Raw genomic sequence first — 16,030 nt, forward strand, 5'->3', positions numbered from 1 at the left:
GAGCGCAGTGCGCCCGACAGCCGCCGCCGGGCGGTCACCATGTACTCATGGCGAATCTGTCCGGCCCCGGTTGTGCGGGCGAGCCGGCCCCGGGCCGGATCGTTCTTCTCAACGGAGTCTCGAGCTCCGGAAAGACCACCATCGCGCGCAGACTGCTGCGCGACCTCGAACGCCTCTTCTTCCACATGGGCGTCGATATGTTCGGTGCCATGCGGTCGGAATCCCGGACCCACGAACTGGATCCGAGCGGTCTCGCAGCGGTCCTCCGCAACACCCGCGCCGGTTTCCACCGCGCTGTCGCCGGTATGGCCCGGGCAGGCAACGACGTCATCATGGACCACGTCCTGAGTGAACCCTGGCGACTCTCCGACTGCCTGGCCGTGATGACCGGTATCGACGTCGTTTTCGTTGGCGTGCACTGTCCACCCACCGAACTCCGCCGCCGGGAACGCCACCGCGCCGACCGGTCCATCGGCACGGCTAACGGACAGCTGGATTCGGTCCATGCCCATGGAATCTACGACCTGGAAGTCGATACCGCGGCCGCCTCCATCGAGGAATGCTCCGCCCGGATCAAGGATTTCCTGATCCGCGCCCCGGAAACCCGCGCGTTCGACCGCCTGCGGGCCACAGCGGGCTATCGACCTTCGCCTCCGCCGCCGTTCGCGCGGGCGCATCCAGCACCAACCAGCCACTCCCCACCCCTTACCCGGCACCAACGCCTTACCGCATCTCTCGATGGTCACCAATCCCCCACACGATGAGCGGCAGCCCCACCCCATACAACCGAGGGATCAGCGGCGCAAGCCCCAGCCGACCCGCTCTAGGCCCTCCGGACGCATCCGACCACGAACGCCTCACCGCACGCCACCAACCACAGAGGGGTCCAGGGGCGCAGCCCCGGCAAAGCCCTGGCAGGGCCCCCTTCACGGGTACATCCGGCAACCACTGACCTGACCGGCACATCCCCCGGCTCACCCAGCACCACGCCTCACCGCACGCCACCAACCCCAAAGGGGTCCAGGGGCGCAGCCCCGGCAGAACGTTCGTAGGAATCCCTCCACGGAGGGGGGTCCAGGGGGCGCCGAGCCCGCCTGGTCGGGGTGCGGGGGTCGAACCCCCGCAAAACATCGCGAATCAGCAAAGGCCCATGCTCTCCATGAGCATGGGCCTCGCAGCTGAGTAGCCCCGACGGGATTTGAACCCGCGCTACCGCCTTGAGAGGGCGGCGTCCTAGGCCGCTAGACGACGGGGCCAGGACTTCGATCGACTCCTGGCTGGAGCGGATCGTGGATCTTTCGATCCGAAGCTCGATCAGCGTAACCGACCGGGCGGTGGCGACCAAATCGCCTGGTTGTTCGTTCCGCACCGCATCTGGAGGATGTAGTAGAGAGCGATCTCCGCTGGGGTACCAGGACTCGAACCTAGAATGGCTGAACCAGAATCAGCTGTGTTGCCAATTACACCATACCCCAATGACCTGGGCTTTCGGGTTCGTCGCTGGCTGCGACGGCACCGTCTCTCCGGCCGAGAAAGAGAGTACCAAACTGTTCGGGGGGAACTACAAATCGCCTGGTCAGTCCGGGGTTGTTGGGGTCGGTTGTCCTATTTCGCGGTTAGTTTCGGGGGCGGTTGCTCCGGTGGGCCGGGCTACCTGCCGGGCCGGTGTTCGTTCCCGGTCGCCCGGGCCGTGTTTTCAAGGTTGCCGCAGCGGCGCCCGGCTGTGGGATACGGCACGCACCCGGTCGGGTGTGTGCCGCGGGTCGCCGGCCCTGGCGGCGGATCCGGATCGAACAGCACCGGCACTCGTCCTCGCCTACCTCGTGCCTCGCGGCCTGGGGTCACCGGACTCACGTGGTCTCCACGGCCGAGACGACGGGCCCGACCGGCGCTCACGGCCGACGTGACTACCGAGGCCGCGGCATGGCGGCCGGCCCTATCGACTGCCCCGGCTTCACTGCCTGTCCCGGCGCGCAACGAGCGCCTCGGGCACCGATCCGCGTAGGCACAGCAACCGGCCACGCCGGAATTCCGGCGCGTTGTGTCCGGCGTTCGGATCCCGGTCGGGGCCGTCGTCGGACCGCGACGGCGACAGTCCCGCCTCGAGTCCCGGGCCCGGTCACCGGCGGCAACCGAGCCCGGGCGGTAGTCACTCGGGTCCGCCGGGCGGGGTTATTCGCTGGGCGCGACCCATTCGCGGCCGGCGCGCAGGCGCCGTATGGATTCGTCCCGGCCGAGCAGTTCCATGGATTCGTAGAGCGGCGGGCTGATATGGGACCCGGTGACCGCGACCCGTACCGGCGCGAACGCTTTTCTGGGTTTCAGTTCGAGTCGTTCGATGAGTGCTGTTTTCAGCGCTTCTTCTATTTCGGCGGCGGTCCACGCGGTGAGCGGTTCGAGTGCGTCGATGGTCGCGTCGAGTACCGACCGGCTGCCTTCGCCGAGGTTTTTCTTTCCGGCAGCCGGGTCGATTTCGAAGTCGGCGGCGGGGGCGAACAGGAATCGGAGAAGATCCCAGGCGTCGGCGAGTACGACTATTCGGGTCTGAACGAGTTCGGCGGCTTCGGCGAATACTTTCTCGTCGATTTCTTCACCGATATATCCGTGCCGGACGAAGTATTCGCGCAACCGTCCAGCGAAATCGGCGGGGGCGAGCATCCGGATATGTTCGGCGTTGATCGCATCGGCTTTTTTCTGGTCGAAGCGGGCCGGGTTGGAGTTGACCTTGGAGATATCGAAGGCGGCGATCATCTCGTCGAGCGTGAACACATCGTGGTCGTCGGCGATGCTCCAGCCGAGGAGGGCGAGGTAGTTCAGTAATCCCTCGGGGATGAAGCCGCGGTCGCGGTGCAGGAACAGGTTGGATTCGGGGTCGCGTTTGGAGAGTTTCTTGTTCCCCTGTCCCATCACGAAGGGCAGGTGCCCGAATTCCGGGGTGAAATCGGTGACGCCGATACGCTGCAGGGCCGCGTAGAGGGCGAGCTGGCGGGGGGTGGAGGAGAGCAGGTCTTCACCGCGCAGGACGTGGGTTATCCGCTGGGTGGCGTCGTCGACCGGGTTCACCAGCGTGTAGAGCGGGTCGCCGGTGCCGCGGGTGAGCGCGAAGTCGGGGACGGTGCCCGCTTTGAAGGTGGTCTCGCCGCGGACGAGATCGTTCCAGGTGAGGTCGGTGTCGGGCATACGCAGCCGGACCACGGCGCCGCGCCCGGCAGCTTTGTATTCGGCGATCTGTTCGGGCGTCAGATCGCGGTCGTAATTGTCGTAGCCGAGTTTCGGATCCCGGCCGGCCGCACGGTGGCGTTCTTCGACTTCTGCTGGCGTGGAAAAGGATTCGTAGGCTTCGCCGGCTTCCAGCAGTTTCCGCACCACATCGAGGTGGATATCGCGGCGTTGCGATTGCCGGTACGGCGCATAGGGTCCGCCGATTTCGGGGCCCTCGTCCCATTCGAGGCCGAGCCAGCGCAACGCGTCCAACAGCGCCAGATATGATTCCTCGGAATCCCGTGCGGCGTCGGTGTCTTCGATTCGGAAGACGAATGTTCCGCCGTGATGTTTGGCGTAGGCCCAGTTGAACAGTGCGGTGCGGATGAGCCCGACATGCGGTGTTCCGGTGGGCGACGGGCAGAAACGGACCCGTACGTTTGTCATGTCTCTCTTTCGTTCAGCGTTTGGCGGCAACGGGATTGGTGAGTGTTCCGATTCCGGCGACGGTCACCGAGACGCTCTGGCCGTCTTTCATGGGGCCGACACCTTCGGGTGTGCCGGTGAGGATCACATCACCGGGCAGCAGGGTCATCACCCGGGTCACCCATTCGATGATTTCCGGAATATCGTGCAGCAGTAGCGATGTGGTGCTGCGCTGCTTGACTTCACCGTCGAGTTCGGTGGTGATCTCGAGATCGGCCGGGTCCAGTTCGGTTTCGATCCAGGGCCCGAGCGGGCAGAAGGTGTCGTACCCTTTGGCCCGCGTCCATTGACCGTCCTGGGCCTGCTGGTCGCGGGCTGTGACGTCGTTGGCGACGGTGTAGCCGAGGATCACATCCTTGACGCGGGACGCGGCGACGTCTTTGCACGGCCGCCCGATCACGACCGCCAGTTCGCCTTCGAAGTCGACCCGGGAGGAGCTGGGGGGCAGTTGGATGGGAACGTTCGGCCCGATGATGGAGGTGTTCGGTTTGATGAAGATCACCGGTTCCTCCGGTGCCTGGCCACCGAATTCGGCGGCGTGGGCCGCGTAGTTCTTGCCGATGCAGATCACCTTGCTGGCCAGGATGGGGGCGAGCAGGCGGATATCGGCCAGCGGCCAGCTGCGGCCGGTGAACGTCGGCGTGCCGAACGGGTGTTCGGCGATTTCTTTGGCGGTCTCGCCGTCGATGGCGACGAAAGCGACCCCGTCGGGGCTGGCAACTCGACCTAGACGCATCCCCGGAGTCTATCCAGCCGCGTCCACCAGCCCGAATGCACCCGACCGGTCGGCATGTGGGCCGACGCGAAGTGACACCGTCCGGCACAACCGCGCCCCCGGCGGTGTACGGTGACCATAGTTCATAATTTGAGAAGCATTTCCCATATGTTGAGATGATGCTGCTGTATTCCGAGATGGGGAACTATGGCACACGGTTCACCGGCGGCCGCCCGCGTCGCCGCCCCCGGACACCGGCCGAAACCGGTGTCCCCCGCACACCGCTGGCTCATGCTCGCCCTCGGTGTCTTCGCCCAGACCTCGAGCGCGATCTTCGTCCACGGTGTCCCCTTCCTACTGCCCGCGCTCACCGCGGGCGGTATGCCGCTGCCGACCGCCGGCCTGCTGGTCGCGCTGCCGACCGTGGGGCTGTGCTGCACCCTCATCGCCTGGGGTTATCTGGTGGACCGATTCGGCGAACGCATCGCGCTGGTGGCCGGACCGCTGATCATGTGCGCCGCCGGCACCACGGCCGCTTTCACAACGAGCTACCCCCTGCTCGGTGTTCTGCTGTTCCTCGGCGGTATGGGCGCCGCCAGCACCAACGGCGCCAGCGGCCGGGTGATCGTCGGCTGGTTCCCGCCCGAGCGGCGCGGCCTGGCAATGGGTATCCGGCAGACCGGCCAGCCCCTCGGTGTGGGTATCGGCGCACTGTCCATTCCACTGGTCGCCGACAGTGCCGGGGTGGCTTCCGCGCTGTTCGTCCCGGCGGTCCTGGCAGGTCTGGCGGCCGTGGGCTGCCTGCTGGGCATAGTCGACCCGCCCCGCCCGTCACGTGCGGGATCCACCGGCGCCAACCCGTACCGCGCCGCCGGCACCCTCTGGCGTATCCACGGAGTGTCCATTCTGCTGGTCATTCCGCAGGGCACCGTCTGGACCTTCGCACTGCTGTGGTTGCACCGCGATATCGGGTGGTCCCTCGCCGCCGCCGGCGCCCTGGTCACCGGTAGCCAGGTACTCGGTGCACTGGGCCGGATCGGTGCGGGCGCCTGGTCCGATCGCGTCGGCAGCCGGATGCGCCCGCTGCGCCTGATCGCCGTCGCCGCGGTCACCACCATGGCACTACTGGCCTTGACCGCCTGGACCGAATGCTGGTGGGCCGCCATACCGTTGATGGTGATTGCTTCGGTGGTCTCGGTCTCCGACAACGGCCTGGCCTTCACCGCCATCGCCGAACTCGCCGGTCCCTACTGGAGCGGCCGTGGGCTCGGTATCCAGAACACCGGCCAGAACCTGATGATCGCCGCTGTCCCCCCGGTCTTCGGCGGACTGATCACCGCAACCGGTTTCCCGGCCGCCTATTTGGCGGCGGCCGCCTTGGCCGCGGTAGCCATCCCACTAGTCCCTCTCGGTTCAGAGAATCCTCGGGAATAACCCAGCCGCCGGGGCCATCGCGACGACGATGCGATAGCACCACGTTTCCTGCCCCCGGCCGGCCATCGGCGGTCTCGCGGATCGCCGTGGGCGCGGAGGTCCCGGACCGCCACAACGGCCGGTATCGGCTAGCCCGGCCCGGCTCTGCGGGCCGGGCTACTTATCCCGCGACGCGGACAGCTGCAGATGCGACTGCGCCGGACCACACAGGGGGCGATGTTCGTGAACGACCGAGTACGGCGGGTGTCCGGTCGAACGACCACTGCCGAACGGCCGGACCGCATATCGCGGGCCTGATCCGGCGACCGAAACCCGGTCAGATATCGATGAGGGCCGCGGGATCGAAGGACACCCGAACGGGGATATCGAGATCGAATTCGGCGGAAAATTCGCGACTTTCGCCCACCGGTGGCTCCCACCGATAGGCATCACCGTCGAGAAGGCCCCGGTGGATCCGGATCTTGGGCTGATGTTCGACGATCCAGTACTGCGGGATACCCAAACCGGCATACTCCCGGACCTTACGAACCCTGTCGGTACGTTCACTGCCGCTGCCCGGCGAGACCACCTCGACCACCAGCTGCACGTCCATGCCGGGGATCAGCTTCGGCGACTCGTCGACTATGGCGGCTCGGGCCACAGCCATGGGTATCACGAAAACATCGGGCTTACGGACACCCGACGGTGTACTGATCTCCCACCCCCCGCCATCGCAGACGAATGCGTCCGCGCCCTCCGCAGCGCTACCGATCCGCCGAGCCAGCGACCAGCCGATGTAGTTGTGTCGTGCCCCCGCGGCCACCTCGACCAACCACCCGTCTTCGAGTTCGAACCCTTTACCGTCTTCCGGCAGATCGTAGAGATCCAACACCGTGTACGGGCCGAAGCCTGCATCGCTGGTGGCGTGCCACGCGGTCATGCTGCCCTCCAAGCGCTCGGGCCGTCCATCGGGGATACGCCCAGGTATCCCCGATGGTAGCGGACAGACAACCCGGTTTCGTTGCCGAAAGTACGGAACGTCCAGGTCAGAGCGCGGACGCGATCCGGTCGCCGATTTCGGTGGTGGAGGCGGTACCGGTGCGGCTGGACAGGTCCTTGGCGACCGCGTCCTGGATGCGGGCGGCGGCCGCGGTTTCGCCCTTGTGCTCGAGCAGCAGGGAGACCGAGAGAATGGCGGCGGTCGGGTCGGCCTTGGACTGGCCGGCGATATCGGGGGCGCTGCCGTGGACCGGTTCGAACATGCTCGGGTTGGTGCCGGTGGCGTCGATATTGCCGCTGGCGGCCAGGCCGATACCACCGCTCACCGCGGCGGCGAGGTCGGTGATGATATCGCCGAAGAGGTTGTCGGTGACGATCACGTCGAAGCGGGCCGGATCGTTGACCATATGGATGGTGGCGGCGTCGATGTGCTGGTAGGCGACCTCGACATCGGCGAACTCGGCGCCTACCGCGTCCACCGTGCGCTGCCACAGCGAACCGGCGAAGGCCAGAACGTTGGTCTTGTGCACGAGGGTGAGGTGTTTACGGCGAGCCTGCGCCTTGGCGAAGGCGTAGCGGACCACGCGTTCGACACCGAAGCGGGTGTTGGTGCTGACCTCGGTGGCGACCTCGTGCGGGGTGTCGACGCGGATGGCGCCGCCGGTGCCGGTGTAGGGGCCCTCGGTGCCCTCACGGACGACCACGAAATCGATCTCCGGGCTACCGGCGAGCGGGCTGCCGACGCCCGGGTACAGCTTGGACGGCCGCAGGTTCACGTGATGGTCGAGCGCGAAACGGGTGCGCAGCAGCAGGCCGCGTTCCAGGATGCCGCTGGGCACCGACGGATCGCCGATCGCGCCGAGCAGGATCGCATCGTGCTGTTTCAATTCCGGCAGCACCGATTCCGGCAGGATCTCGCCGGTGGCGTGGTAGCGCTTGGCGCCGAGATCGTATTCGGTGCGTTCCACGCCGGGCAGTACCACATCGAGTACTTTGAGCGCCTCGGCGACGACCTCCGGGCCGATACCGTCACCGGGGATCACGGCGAGCTTCATGACACAACCACGCTTTCTGGATACGACGTGCCGCGAGCGGGCCGCGGCCGGGCGGTCCGGGTGCGGCCGCCGCTGGGACAGTGTTTGTGCGCGGGCCGCCCAGGCGCGGAACACCCGGGGGATTCGCACGGGCCGCGCGCCGCCCCGCCGGAACTCGGTGCGGGCGAGCCGGGCCCGGAGGAGCGTAGCGTAACCACGCGGGGCCCTCGCCCGCCCCGTCGAACGACGCGGCGGCGCACCGCTACATCAGAACAGGTCGACCAGCGCGACCTTGCCGGCGCCCACGGCGTCCGCGATTTCGGCGCGCACCGATTCGGGCACTTCCTTGTTGACCCGCAGTACCACGGTGGCGCCTTCCTTGTTGGCGTCCTGGGTGAGCTGGGCGGCGAGGATATCGATCTCGGCGGCCCCCAGGGCGGTGCCGACCTTGCCCAGTGCGCCCGGCTGGTCCGCGTAGTTGAGGACGGCCAGGTTGATGCCTTCGGCGCGCATATCGTAGTTGCGGCCGTTGATGTTGACGATCTTCTCGACCTGGGCCGGTTCGGTGAGCGCGCCGGCGACGTTGAGGGTGCGGCCGTCGCCGAAGACCGCGCGCAGATCCACCAGGCTGCGGTGGCTGGGACTTTCGGTGACCGTGGTGACCTCGGCGCTGATCCCGCGGTCCTGCGCGAGCGCCGGAGCGTTGACGAAGGTGACCTGATCGTCGACGTGGGCAGAGAAAACCCCGCGCAACGCGGCCAGTTGCAGCACCTCGACCTCGGAGGCGGCGAGCTCGCCGCGGACCTGCACCTCGAGGCTCACCGGCAGTTCGTCGGCCAGCGCACCCAGCAGCGCACCCTGTTTGCGGACCAGGTCCAGCCAGGGCGCGACTTCGTCGCCGACCACACCGCCGGTGACGTTCACCGCGCCGGGAACGAATTCGCCGGCCAGGGCCAGCAGCACCGATTTCGCCACATCGGTACCGGCCCGGTCCTGCGCTTCGCTGGTAGAGGCGCCCAGGTGCGGGGTCACCACGACCTGCGGCAGTTCGAACAGCGGGCTGTCGGTGCAGGGCTCGGTTTCGTAGACGTCGATACCGGCGGCGCGTACATGACCGGACTTGATGGCCTCGGCCAGTGCGGCCTCGTCCACCAGGCCACCGCGGGCGGCGTTGACGATGATCACGCCCGGCTTGGTCTTGGCGATGGCCTCCTTGCCCAGCAGACCCTTGGTTTCGGGGGTTTTCGGCAGGTGGATGGAGATGAGGTCGGCGCGTTCCAGCACCTCGTCCAGGCTCATCAGTTCGATACCGAGCTGGGCGGCGCGCGCCGGAGAGACGTAGGGGTCGTAGGCGATGACCTTGGTTTCGAACGCCGCGAGACGCGCGGCGAACAGCTGCCCGATCCGGCCGAGGCCGATCACGCCCACGGTTTTGCCGAAGATCTCCACGCCGTTGAAGCTGCTGCGCTTCCAGGTGTGCTCGCGCAGGGTGGCATCGGCGGCCGGGATCTGGCGGGCCGCGCTCAGCATCAGCGTGACGGCGTGCTCGGCGGCGGTGTGGATATTGGAGGTGGGCGCGTTGACGACCATGACACCGCGTTCGGTGGCGGCGGGGACGTCGACGTTGTCCAGGCCGACACCGGCCCGGGCGACGATCTTCAGGTTCTTGCCGGCCTCGAGGACTTCGGCGTCGACGGTGGTGGCGGACCGCACGAGCAGCGCGTCGGCCTCCGGCACCGCCGCGAGCAGGGCGGGCCTATCCGGGCCGTCGACCCAACGGACCTCGACACCGTCACCGAGCGCATCGACGGTCGACTGGGCGAGCTTGTCGGCGATCAGAACTACAGGACGGCCTGCTTGGCTCACGGTGGGGTTCTCCTGGATGAAGGGGACGGCCAGTTGACGCGGCCAAGCTTAGTTCCAGCGAATCCGGCTGTGGCCCGCCCCCTCACCGTCGGGCGTATCCGGACGTGGCGTCACCTGTGCGGACCCGGCCCGGCGGGTGGGCGGAATCACGCTCATGACCGGCCCCGGACGGTTGTGCGACCGCTCAGGACGGCGGATGTCCCGGCCACCGGCACAGTCGGAGATCGAGGCATCGGTTCGGCGGATCAGCCGAGACAATGGCCGCAAAGGATCTCGGGCGCGGGCTCCGTGGGCCGGTTCCGGCCGACTGGGCGGAACCCGACCGGAGAACCCCTGGACACGACGAGGGCGGCCGCATCTCCCCGGACACGGCGAGGGCCCCGCACCGTGCGGTGCGGGGCCCCGTCATTTCGTCACATCACTCAGATGGCGCGAACATCCTGAGCCTGCGGACCCTTCTGGCCCTGGCCGATCTCGAACTCCACCCGCTGTCCCTCTTCGAGGGTCCGGAAGCCGGAGCCGGCGACTGCCGAGTAATGCACGAAGACGTCAGGACCGCCCCCGTCTTGCGCGATGAAGCCGAAGCCCTTCTCGCTGTTGAACCACTTCACGCTGCCTTGAGCCATGATACTTACTTCATACTTTCTGTTGCGAGCCAGCCGGACCTCGGTCGATCCGACTGATCTCTCTGACAACGATGCCACGTCCCGGGAAGTTCCTGCACGTTCGAAACCGCTGTTTGTGAGGCAGAACGCGGTGATATCGCGCACGATATGACCAGCACAGAGCGCCACTTGCCGCGCATTTCCCGGTTCGCGGGGGTGAACCCAGGGATACCCCGTAGTTCAAAGGGATGATTTCCTCGAAAATCGGTGACATTCCGGCTTCGTTTGCGCGAGGGTTGAAGCCCAATCGCCGTATCGGCGCGGATACTCCTGCCGCGCCGCGGCCGGAGTTCGAGAGGATACGAAGTGTTCCGCACGAAACGCGCCTTCGCGACCCGCCGGGTCGTCGTCGCGGGCGCCATTGCCCTACTCCCCTTGGCGGCACTCGCCGCCCCCGCCGCGGCCGACCCCGCGGCCCCCGCTCCCGAGTACACGGCGGTCGACCGCGATCACCATCGCGATCGGGACCGGGGCTGGGACCGCGACCGCGGCTGGGACCGCGACCATCATCGCGACCGCGGCTGGGACCGCGATCACCATCGCGACCGCCACTGGGACCGCGGCCACCACGGCTGGGACGATCCGGCGGACTGGCTCCGCCATATTCTGCGCGGGGTATTCGGCAGCAGCTGATCGCGCACGGGCCCGCATTCCGTATTCGCCGGAATGCGGGCCCGAGCTTTTCCGCATTCGGAGCCGGCGGAAAGGCGGCAGCTTTTGGCCGTCCGATACCCGGTGAAGTACGTGACGCTCCGACATTCGAACGGTCCGCACAGCGCGCTCCGGTGCTCTCGGTGAGCTGAAACTTCCCTGACCCGAGGTCCTGCCGTTGTGCGCATGGCAATCGGCCGCCGAACAGCACGGACAAACAGCGCGGGACGGCAACAGTCGCGCAGCGATTTACGCCCAGAGCGGAATCGGCGCCGACCGCCCCGCCCCCGAACATAGGCTCGACACATGACCGAGCCGCGCAGATTGATCGCGATCCCCGGTGGCCGGGACGAGCCGCCGCGCCGCCGGCCGGCGGAGGAACCCGAGCCACTGTGGCGCGAGGTGCTCGGCGGCCGGCTACGCGCCCTGCGCAACGATCAGCGCGAAACCCTGGCCGAAACCGCGCAACGGGCCGGGATCTCGCCGCAGTACCTCTCCGAGGTCGAGCGCGGCCGCAAGGAACCGTCGAGCGAGATGATCGCCGCCTTGGCCGGCGCACTCGGCACTTCGCTCGGCGCACTCACCGAGCAGGTCGCCCACGAACTCCGCGTGCGCCGGTGCCCCGCCGAGCGTCCGGGCGCCGCGCAGGTTCCCATGCTGCGCGCCGCCTGATCCCGTCCACCACGGCCCGGCGAGCGAGCAGCAACAGCACGCGGCAGCGGCAGCGGCAGCGGCAGCGGCAGCGGCAGCGGCAGCGGCAGCGGCAGCGGCAGCGGCAGCGAGCACGGTGGCGACGACTGGGCCCCTAGCGAATGCGCGGTTCGACGAAAAGTGCTCAACTGCACGCGCGGTTCGGCGAAGAGCCTGAGCCGGCTGTGTCGATCCGGTTCGGTGACGGAACCGATCGACGGTGCCGGCCGGGTTTCTAACGGCCTGCGGTCTCGCGTACCACGTCGGCAACGGCAGCGAAATCTTTGCGCAGGATCTTGGAGTGGTTGCTGGCGACCTTGGCGCTGATCGTGACATTCGGATTGTGCGCGACGATCGGGTCGAGTACGGCCCGGCCCTGCTCCATTTCCCCATCCTTGCTCCCGAGGCTGTCTCCGGTGGCCACCACGAAGCGCATCGGGCGGGTAGCGCGTTCGAGGACCGGCACGCTGGCCGCGGCGATCTCGTTGAGTTCGATATTGGCCTCGGCATGCTCGGCGGCGCTCATTCGGGCTGCCATGCCGAACGGGCGGGCCAGCGGCAGCAGGAACCGCATCTTGTGGAACAGGGCCCGGATCCGCTCGGTGCCTTCCTCGCCGGTCAGTCCGTGGGGAAAGGCATCCACGGTTACCACTCCACGGACGCGATCCGGGTTGCGGTCGGCCCAGTGCCAGCTCAACACCCCGCCGTAGGACCAGCCCACCAGGACGATCGGGCCTTCCACACCCCTGGCGGCGAGCACGGCGTCGATATCGCGTAGGCATGCCTCGAAGGAGTAGTCCGCGGATTGCTTCGATTTGCCGCGGGCGCGCTCGTCGAAGGTGATGTGCCGGTATCCGGGGCCGAGTTCGGCGATCACCTTCTTCCAGTGCGATTGGTCGGCGTAGGCGCCGTTGAGGTAGACGACCGGCCGGCCGGTGCCGCCGGTATCGCTCACCGCCAGCGCGGTGTCGTCGACCGGCACCATGCCGCTCCAGGCCGAGGTGGTCGAGGTGGTGGTGGTTTCTGCGTTGCTCATGTGAATACTGTCGCCCGAACGGCTGATGCCGCCCTGACACCTGCCTGATACACCGCTCCCGGCTCGTCAGGGCAGGTGTCAGGGCGAGACCGTTCTGGCTCGGCGCACTGCGCCACCGTCACGGCAGCCGACCTCGCCTCGATCACCGAGTCCGGCCGGCCCGAAACCCCAGTGCCCCGGAAACTTCCGCGGTGTTCACGCCCGCGGTGCCAGAACGGTGTCCGCGAGGCCGTAGTCGACGGCGGCGGATGCGGTGAAAACCCGGTCGCGGTCGGTATCGCGTCGCAGTTGTTCGGCCGATTGCCCGGTATGCCTCGACAGGATCGATTCGATTTCGGCGCGCATCCGGACCAGTTCGTCGGCCTGCAGGATCAGGTCCGGGATGGCGCCCTGGCCGCGGGCGGCCGGTTGATGCAGCACCACCCGGGCGTGCGGGAGCATCGCGCGCTGTCCGGGGGCGCCACCGGCCAGCAGGACCGCGCCGACCGCGATGGCCTGCCCGACACAGGTGGTGTGCACGGGCGCCCCGATGTGCTGGATGGTGTCGTACACGGCCAGCATCGACGGCAGATCGCCACCTTCGCAGTTGATATAGAAGTCGATCTGCTGTCCGGGGCTTTCCGACTCGAGGTGCAGGAGCTGCGCGATCAGCGCATTGGCGACCCCGGAGTCGATGGGTGTGCCGAGGTAGACGATCCGCTCGGCCAGCAGATGTGAATAGATATCGGTGATGCGCTCGCCGCGCGGATGCTGGGCGATCACATTGGGAATTGTGTAGGTACTCATCGGTTATCCCCTTCGTATCCGGGTCGCCGGACTTTCAGGTGCTGCCTGCTCATACGTTCTCCACTGGGCCCGGCCGCGAACCGGTCTCACGATGACGAGGGTTGGCACCGCTCGCTGCCCACTCGTACCGCCACCACCCGGCACGACCGCGAACCGGCCTCGTGGTGGCATAAGCTGCTGCCGCCGGGCGGTAACCGATGGTGCTGCGCTGCCGCATCTGAAGGAGCCCTGAGTGGTTGCGCGCCGGTACCACCTCCGGACCCGACCCACTCATACGGAGATCCCCACGCGCCGGCGTTGCGGGACGATCTGTCCGAATTCGCCGACGATATGGTCGATGAAGCCGTATTCCTTGGCCTGAGTGGCGCTGAACCAGCGGTCGTGCAGCGAATCCTCGTAGATCTGGTCGTAGGGCCGGCCGGTGTCCTCGGCGATCAGGCCGAGCACGGTTTCCACAGTGTGGCGCAGATCGTCGGCCTGGACCTCGACATCGACCGCGGTACCGCCGATTCCGGCCGACCCCTGGTGCATCAGGATGCGCGCGTGCGGGAGCGCGAAGCGTTTTCCGGGGGTGCCGGAGGAGAGCAGGAACTGTCCTGCACTGCAGGCCAGCCCGAGTGCGAGCGTGGAGACGGGGCACGGCACCAGGCGCATGACATCGCGGATGGCGAGCATGGCCGGTACCGATCCGCCCGGTGAGTGGATCCACAGGGAGATTCCCGCGTCGGCGTCCTCGGCGGCGAGGGTGAGCAGTTGAGTGGCCAGCAGGGTGCCGTTGTCGTCGTCGAGCGGGCCGTCGAGCACGAGGATGCGGCGGGCCAGCAGTTGTTCGCGGGCGCGCCAGCTGAACAGCGGGGATTTATCGTCGTGAGCCATGGTTTCACGGTGCCCGGTGCGGGCGCGTTGCGGAACCGTCTGCTGCTGTGAGCGGATCTGCTCTCGGCAGCGAAGCCGGAACCGGTTCGGGCGCACGGTGTGAGCAGGCGGTGCCCGCCGGCGGACAGCGCCCGACGGTGGCGCATGGTCACGCCGAGAGGAAACCGATACTCGGGTTTCACGCTGGGATACGCCACCGAAACACCGCGTCTTTAGCGTCATTTCTCGTATACGCCGCTGTATACAGCGAGCCGATAGCGAGTCAGCGGGCCTGACTTTTTTCTGGAGTGGAGGCCGAACAGTCATGAATGCAGCCAGAACCGAAGAACCCACCGGCACTGCGGCGATCCGCCGGAATGGAGGGAGCCGGCGGCGCAAACTGCTCGCCTTGCCGGTCGCCCTCTGCGTTACCGCGCTGACCGCCGCCGCCTGCGGTAGCTCGGCCTCCGAACAGGCCGGTTCCCACGCCGAATCCTGTGTCGATACAGCAGGCCCCACGATCAAGGTGGGTTCGCTGAACTCGCTGTCGGGCACCATGGCCATCTCGGAGGTCACCGTCCGCGATTCCATCCGGCTCGCCGTCGATCAGATCAACGCGGCCGGTGGAGTGCTGGGCAAGCAGATCGAACTGGTGGGTGAGGACGGCGCCTCGGAACCGACGGTTTTCGCGGAGAAGGCCGAGAAACTGATCAGCAGTGACTGTGTCGCTGCAGTTTTCGGCGGCTGGACCTCGTCGAGCCGTAAGGCGATGCTGCCGGTTTTCGAGGACCGCAACGCGCTGCTGTACTACCCGGTGCAGTACGAGGGCCTGGAATCGTCGGCGAACATCTTCTACACGGGCGCCACCACCAACCAGCAGATCGTGCCGGCCTTGGACTATCTGACGGGCCGCGGCGTGAAATCGCTGTACCTGGTGGGTAGCGACTACGTGTTCCCGCAGACCGCGAATCGCATCATCAAGGCGTACGCGCAGGCCAACGGTATCGAGATCGAAGGCGAGGACTACACCCCGCTCGGGTCCACCGATTTCTCGACGGTCATCAACAAGGTCCGGGCCGCCGATGCCGACGCGGTGTTCAACACCCTCAACGGCGACTCCAATGTCGCGTTCTTCCGCGAGTACCGGAATGTCGGCCTGACAGCGCAGGATATGCCGGTGGTATCGGTGTCGATCGCCGAGGAGGAGATCGGCGGGATCGGCGTCGGGAACATCGCCGGCCAGCTGACCGCCTGGAACTACTACCAGACCGTCGACAGCCCGGCGAACAACTCTTTCGTCAAGGACTACAAGGCGAAATACGGTGCGGCCAAACCCACCTCCGATCCCATGGAAGCGGCCTACACCTCGGTCTACCTGTGGAAGAACACGGTGGAGAAGGCGCAGTCCTTCGCGGTCGAGGATGTGCAGAAGGCTGCCGGCGGTGTGAGCTTCGAGGCGCCCGAGGGCACGGTCACGATCAACGGCGAGAACAACCACATCACCAAGACCGCCAGGATCGGTGAGATCCGTCCCGACGGCCTGATCTACACGGTGTGGGATTCCGGCGAGGCCATCGAACCCGACCCGTACCTGGCCGGCTACCCGTGGGCCGAGGGACTCGGGGGCTGATCC

At 67.1% G+C, this 16,030-nt stretch carries 14 protein-coding genes and 2 tRNA genes; 5 read left to right on the forward strand and 11 right to left on the reverse strand.

Annotated elements, in window-relative coordinates:
• Positions 1-47: 47 nt before the first annotated feature.
• Positions 48-764: a chloramphenicol phosphotransferase CPT family protein gene (locus tag IU448_RS07975; RefSeq protein WP_195054762.1), complete on the forward strand. Its 717-nt coding sequence runs from the start codon at positions 48-50 to the stop codon at positions 762-764.
• Positions 765-1,183: 419 nt separating this feature from the next.
• Here the strand turns inward: IU448_RS07975 and IU448_RS07980 are convergent.
• The 4 genes from IU448_RS07980 to IU448_RS07995 all read right to left on the reverse strand — a co-directional run bounded on the left by IU448_RS07980 (position 1,184) and on the right by IU448_RS07995 (position 4,423).
• Positions 1,184-1,256: transfer RNA gene (locus IU448_RS07980), tRNA-Glu, on the reverse strand.
• Positions 1,257-1,403: 147 nt separating this feature from the next.
• Positions 1,404-1,475: transfer RNA gene (locus IU448_RS07985), tRNA-Gln, on the reverse strand.
• 697 nt (positions 1,476-2,172) lie between these two features.
• Entirely contained in the window at positions 2,173-3,648 is a 1,476-nt protein-coding gene (gltX, locus tag IU448_RS07990; RefSeq protein WP_195054763.1) for a glutamate--tRNA ligase, read from the reverse strand.
• A gap of 13 nt (positions 3,649-3,661) precedes the next feature.
• Complete coding sequence (locus IU448_RS07995) at positions 3,662-4,423, reverse strand: fumarylacetoacetate hydrolase family protein (RefSeq protein ID WP_195054764.1); 762 nt, start codon at positions 4,421-4,423, stop codon at positions 3,662-3,664.
• Between the two features lie 186 nt (positions 4,424-4,609).
• Between IU448_RS07995 and IU448_RS08000 the strand changes: the two genes are divergently transcribed.
• Positions 4,610-5,836 carry an MFS transporter gene (locus IU448_RS08000; protein ID WP_195054765.1) on the forward strand — a complete coding sequence of 409 codons (1,227 nt, stop codon included), beginning with the start codon at positions 4,610-4,612 and terminating at the stop codon, positions 5,834-5,836.
• 316 nt (positions 5,837-6,152) lie between these two features.
• Here IU448_RS08000 and IU448_RS08005 read toward each other — a convergent pair whose 3' ends face one another.
• The 4 genes from IU448_RS08005 to IU448_RS08020 form a co-directional block, all read right to left on the reverse strand.
• The gene (locus IU448_RS08005; protein ID WP_195054766.1) at positions 6,153-6,755 is read right to left on the reverse strand and encodes a Uma2 family endonuclease; all 603 of its coding nucleotides are present in this window, start codon (positions 6,753-6,755) and stop codon (positions 6,153-6,155) included.
• A gap of 106 nt (positions 6,756-6,861) precedes the next feature.
• The gene (locus IU448_RS08010) at positions 6,862-7,869 is read right to left on the reverse strand and encodes a 3-isopropylmalate dehydrogenase (RefSeq protein ID WP_195054767.1); all 1,008 of its coding nucleotides are present in this window, start codon (positions 7,867-7,869) and stop codon (positions 6,862-6,864) included.
• Positions 7,870-8,115: 246 nt separating this feature from the next.
• On the reverse strand, positions 8,116-9,714 hold the full coding sequence (serA, locus tag IU448_RS08015) for a phosphoglycerate dehydrogenase (RefSeq protein ID WP_195054768.1): 1,599 nt from the start codon (positions 9,712-9,714) through the stop codon (positions 8,116-8,118).
• Positions 9,715-10,136: 422 nt separating this feature from the next.
• Positions 10,137-10,340: a cold-shock protein gene (locus tag IU448_RS08020; RefSeq protein WP_063059615.1), complete on the reverse strand. Its 204-nt coding sequence runs from the start codon at positions 10,338-10,340 to the stop codon at positions 10,137-10,139.
• 345 nt (positions 10,341-10,685) lie between these two features.
• Between IU448_RS08020 and IU448_RS08025 the strand changes: the two genes are divergently transcribed.
• On the forward strand, positions 10,686-11,012 hold the full coding sequence (locus IU448_RS08025; protein WP_195054769.1) for a hypothetical protein: 327 nt from the start codon (positions 10,686-10,688) through the stop codon (positions 11,010-11,012).
• Positions 11,013-11,336: 324 nt separating this feature from the next.
• On the forward strand, positions 11,337-11,702 hold the full coding sequence (locus tag IU448_RS08030) for a helix-turn-helix domain-containing protein (protein ID WP_195054770.1): 366 nt from the start codon (positions 11,337-11,339) through the stop codon (positions 11,700-11,702).
• Between the two features lie 253 nt (positions 11,703-11,955).
• On the opposite strand, the gene IU448_RS08035 is transcribed toward IU448_RS08030, so the two are convergent.
• From IU448_RS08035 to IU448_RS08045, 3 genes are all read right to left on the reverse strand, one after another.
• Entirely contained in the window at positions 11,956-12,756 is an 801-nt protein-coding gene (locus tag IU448_RS08035; protein ID WP_228812065.1) for an alpha/beta fold hydrolase, read from the reverse strand.
• Between the two features lie 195 nt (positions 12,757-12,951).
• Positions 12,952-13,542 carry a ClpP family protease gene (locus IU448_RS08040; RefSeq protein ID WP_195054771.1) on the reverse strand — a complete coding sequence of 197 codons (591 nt, stop codon included), beginning with the start codon at positions 13,540-13,542 and terminating at the stop codon, positions 12,952-12,954.
• A gap of 270 nt (positions 13,543-13,812) precedes the next feature.
• Positions 13,813-14,418: a ClpP family protease gene (locus IU448_RS08045; RefSeq protein ID WP_195054772.1), complete on the reverse strand. Its 606-nt coding sequence runs from the start codon at positions 14,416-14,418 to the stop codon at positions 13,813-13,815.
• A 304-nt stretch (positions 14,419-14,722) separates the two neighbouring features.
• Between IU448_RS08045 and urtA the strand changes: the two genes are divergently transcribed.
• Positions 14,723-16,027, forward strand: coding sequence for an urea ABC transporter substrate-binding protein (gene urtA / locus IU448_RS08050; protein ID WP_195054773.1), 1,305 nt, complete (start codon positions 14,723-14,725; stop codon positions 16,025-16,027).
• Positions 16,028-16,030: the final 3 nt, after the last annotated feature.

Source organism: Nocardia flavorosea (assembly GCF_015477805.1).
Lineage (GTDB): Bacteria > Actinomycetota > Actinomycetes > Mycobacteriales > Mycobacteriaceae > Nocardia > Nocardia flavorosea_A.